The organism is Archangium sp., assembly GCF_036389735.1.
Lineage (GTDB): Bacteria > Myxococcota > Myxococcia > Myxococcales > Myxococcaceae > Archangium.
Map to the genome: position 1 here is coordinate 1 of NZ_DASVWK010000629.1, position 3,875 is coordinate 3,875.

The following is a 3,875-nucleotide window of genomic DNA, read 5'->3' on the forward strand; positions in this document are numbered from 1 at the left end:
CCCACCTGGCACACCACCGCGGCCTCCACACCTCTCGGCGGCGAGGCGGAGGAGCTGAAAGTCGTCCTCTCGGCGCCCGGGCCGCAGGAACTCTCCGCGTGCGCGAAGGATCCGGAGGACCCGGGCCTCGAGGGCTGTGCCCGGCGCTCCGTTCGCGTCGCTCCCAACTCCGCTCCCCGCGACTGCGCCGTGCTCGCGCCACTGGCCAGCGCGGAGGTGAACGCGGGCGTGGAACTCGTGCTCCAGGGCTCCGCCACCGACGCCGAGGACCCACGGGCGGACCTGGTCTACCGGTGGAGCTCCAACCGCGATGGCGTGCTCGCCCAGGGCTCCAGCACCACCACGCACCGGCTCACCACGGCCGGGGCGCAGAACCTCACCCTCACCGTCTCGGACCCCTGGGGCCTCACCTGCACGAGCACCATCCCCCTCGTGGTGAACGGCGCTCCGGGGGTCACCATCACCCAGGTGGAGCAGGACGGAACGAGCTGCCTGTCCTCCCCGTGCCGCGAGGGCGTTTCCCTCGTGGCCACCGGCTCGGCCTCCGACTCGCCCGATGGGCTGCGGAACCTGACGTGGTTGGACAACCTCACGGGCAGCTTCGGCACCGGGCCCTCCTCGCCCCTGCCCTCACCCCTCTGGGGCAAGCACACGCTCGTGCTGCGCGCGACCGATCTCCCTGGGGCCGTGGGCCATGCCGCCAGGTCCTTCACCGTGCTGCCCTCGGGCCGTAGCCGCCTCGTGGACACGCTGGTGGGCGGAGAGACCGCCATCGCCTCCCTCCTGTCCGCGTCCGGAACGGTGCTCTACGTGGATGGCAGATCCTCGGCCGTCCTCCGTGCCTCCTCCCCACCCGGCAACGACACGCCCGCCCTGTCCCTCGCTCGCACCGGGCTCGCCCTCGCGTGGCTGGAGTCCTCTGGCGGGCCCATCCTCTTCGTGGGCACCACCGACGGCGTGGAGCGGTGCAACGGCACCACGTGCACGCGCTACCACGGCGGCGTGCTCTCCTCCTCCGGCGAGGCCGTGCGCACCCTCCTCGCGCTGGAGTCCCCGGACCTGCTGCTGCTCGGTACCACCGAGGGCCTCGTCCTCACCCGCGCGAGCGATCCCTCCGCGGGCGGCCCCGCCGGTACCATCGTCGGCCGCCGCCTCCTCGAGGGGGTGCAGGTGCGGCAGGTGCTCGCCGCGCCAGCGGCTGACGGGCGTGCGCTGAGGCTCTGGGCCGCCACCTCCGAGGGCCTCGCCGAGCTCACGCTCACCCTGGAGACGCCCTTCGAGCCCGCCATCGCCCTGGTCACCGCCGTGCTCCATGGCCCCCCCGCGCTGCCGGACAAGGACGTGCGCGCCGTCACGCTGAGCCCCGAGGGGCGCCCCTATGTCGGCACCGTCCGGGGCTGGGGAGCGCTCGGGCAGGCCGGCCCCTCGTTGAGGGCCCCGCCCTGGAGCTTCCCCGACGAGCAGGTGCAGGCCCTCGCCTTCGAGCGCCGCGCGGTGGGCGGACAGGTGCGTGACCTGCTGTGGGCCGGCACCCGGCGCGGGCTCATCCGCTACGACCTCGGGCTCGACATCGCGACCCGCTTCGATGTCGAGGACGGGCTGCCGGGCGAGGACATCCGCGCGCTCTCGCTGACGCCGGAGGGCCTCCACTACATCGGCACCGCCTCGGGGCTCGCCCTCTACGCCGGTCCTTGAGCGCGCCTGGCCGCCCATGCTCAACGTGTGAGAAGGCAGGAAAGCGGGCGCTGATTCGCACCTGGGTTACGACTGTACTTCAGGCATTCGGCCCCACTGCATCCAGGGAAGCACGCGAACAAGAACCTCGCGCGACACGTGAGGAACGGCGATAGCGTCGCCAGCCATGTGGAAAAAGACCTGGCTCCTCAGCATCGTGATGGTAGTGACCGCGCTGTCTGGCGCTGGCTGCGACTGCGGTGGTCGTCCCAGCACCACCCAACCCGACGGAGGTAACACGACGGAGGATGGCGGCGGCACGGGTGGCGATCCCTCCGACCCGGGCGACGGTGGACTCGCCTTGAGGTCGCTCTCCATCAGCCCGACGGACGTGAGCCTCACCGCGTCGAGCACCACGGCGGCGACACGGCGGTTCACCGTCCTGGGCACCTACTCCGACGGGCATACGGAGGACGTGACGGCCCAGGCGAGCTACAGCGTGGACGACATTCGGCTGGGCACCTTCACGGGGTCCACCTTCAGCACCCGGACGAACACGGCCACGAGCACGGCGGTGGGTGGCACCAGCACCGTGCGCGCCCGCCTCGGCACCATGTCCGTCTCCACGGGCCTCACCGTGAAGCTCCAGCAGAACACGCCGGACAGCGCGAGCGGCTCCCTGCCCACGCAGCCCGAGGACAAGTTCAACGGCACGGTGTCCGACGCGCGCAAGCCGCGCATCCTCTATCCCAACAACAACGTGATGGTGCCGCCCAACCTGGGGCAGCTGGAGTTCCACTTCGTTCCCGGGCCCAACACCAACACGCTCTTCCAGCTCGCCTTCACCAACGCCATCACCGACGTGCGGGTCCACCTGCGCTGCTACCTGCCCACGGGCTTCACGCCCCCCGCCCTGCCCACGGGCGAGACGCGCGGTTGCATCTACACGCCCTCGGATGAGGTGTGGCGCTACCTGGCCGAGACCAACCGCGGCGGGCAGCCGCTGCAGGTCACCCTGCGGGCCACGGGGGACTCGGGCGGTACGGTGGGCGTCTCCGATCCCATCCTCCTCAACTTCGCCCGCTCGGAAATCAGGGGCGCGCTCTACTACTGGACCACCTCGGGCGGCACCGCCGTGATGCGCTACGACTTCGCCGGCCCCAAGAGCCAGACGGCCACGTCCGTGCTGACCAAGGAGAACATCAGCACCACGGTCAACTGCGTGGGTTGCCACGCGCTGAGCCGCAACGGCAAGAAGTTGGTGGCCGAGGTCAATGGCCAGGACGATGGCCGGCTCGCCCTGGTGGACCTGTCCACCTTCACGTCCACCAGCAAGGTGTCCCTGGCGCAGAGCGCCACGAAGCTGAGCAACTTCGAGTCGTGGAACCCGGACGGCAGCAAGTTCGTCGGCGTCTATGCCGACCGCGATGCCACCCGCTTCAACCTGATGCTCTTCAACGGCACCGACGCGAAGTTCGAGAAGGAGATCCCCGGCACCGGCACCCAGGCCAACCCGGCCAACCACCCGGACTGGAGCGCGGACGGCAAGACGATCGCCTACACCTACGTGGGTCATCCCCAGACGAACCAACGCGCCTACAAGGGCGCCATCCACATGGTGAAGGCGCAGACGGCCGACACCTGGAGCGGCCCGGTGACGGTGGTGCCGTCGCAGTCGGGCAAGAACCGCTACTACCCGGCCATCGCCCCCGACTCGTCCTTCCTCGTGTTCAACGAGTCCACCTGCCCCGCCGGCACGGAGCGCGACACGAACTGCAACGGCGACACGGATCCGACCGCGACGCTGTGGGCCGCGAAGCTTCAGGCGGGCGCGACGCCGGTGGCGCTCAAGCGCGCCAACGCGCCGGGCCCCATGGACAAGGGCGTGGCGCTGACCAACAGCTATCCGAAGTGGAGCCCCTTCGTGACGCGGGGCAACGGCTCGGACACCAGCAAGCTGATGTGGGTGACGTTCTCCTCCAGCCGCAACTACGGCCTGCGTCCGCCGCCGGTGCCCGCGACCAAGGATGAGAACCCCAACGGCACCCTGCTGTGGATGGCGGCGGTGGACCCGGACAAGGTGGCGCAGGGGGTGGATCCCTCCTCCCCGGCCTTCGCGCTGCCCTTCCAGGACCTCGGCACCTCCAACCACATCGCCCAGTGGGCCGAGTACCTCGTGAGCAACGGGTGCTCCACGGTGG

Annotated in this window: 1 protein-coding gene and 1 pseudogene; both read left to right on the forward strand. The window is 70.6% G+C overall.

Annotated elements, in window-relative coordinates; translation table 11 throughout:
• Positions 1-1,695, forward strand: a pseudogene (locus VF794_RS22040) (hypothetical protein); the annotation flags it as partial.
• Between the two features lie 205 nt (positions 1,696-1,900).
• Positions 1,901-3,875: hypothetical protein (locus VF794_RS22045; RefSeq protein ID WP_331113502.1), on the forward strand; the 1,975-nt coding region annotated here is incomplete at its 3' end.